The 568-nt window shown below is 46.7% G+C and carries 1 protein-coding gene; it reads left to right on the forward strand.

The genetic code is table 11. The features are described 5' to 3' along the window. The coding region (locus tag R8N49_RS29290; RefSeq protein ID WP_318190717.1) for an ACT domain-containing protein at positions 1-568 on the forward strand (568 nt) is incomplete at both ends.

Below are 568 nucleotides of genomic sequence, written 5' to 3' on the forward strand. Positions count from 1 at the left end.
ACAGCTATCAAGAAGCAATGGAGCTTTCTTACTTCGGTGCATCCGTTCTGCATCCGAAGACCATTGCTCCTATCGCGCAATTCCACATTCCATGTCTGATCAAAAACAGCTTTAACCCTCAAGGCGCGGGTACGCTTATCGGCCAAGATACTGGTGAAGATAATCTTGCGATCAAAGGTATTACAACGCTTAACGACCTAACCATGGTTAACGTATCAGGCCCAGGTATGAAGGGGATGGTAGGCATGGCGAGCCGAGTATTTGGTGCGATGTCTTCTGCTGGTGTCTCTATTGTATTGATTACTCAATCATCGTCTGAGTACAGCATCAGCTTCTGTATCGAGGCCGATGATAAGCTGAAAGCTCAACAAGTTTTGGCGGATGCGTTTGAGCTTGAACTAAAAGACGGTCTATTGGAACCGGTTGATTTTATCGATGATGTTTCTATTGTTACCTTGGTTGGTGACGGCATGCGTACATCCCGTGGTGTTGCTTCACGTTTCTTCTCTTCTCTTGCGGAAGTGAATGTTAATATCGTCGCGATTGCGCAGGGTTCTTCAGAGCGTGC

It is taken from the genome of Vibrio sp. 1978 (genome assembly GCF_033344345.1).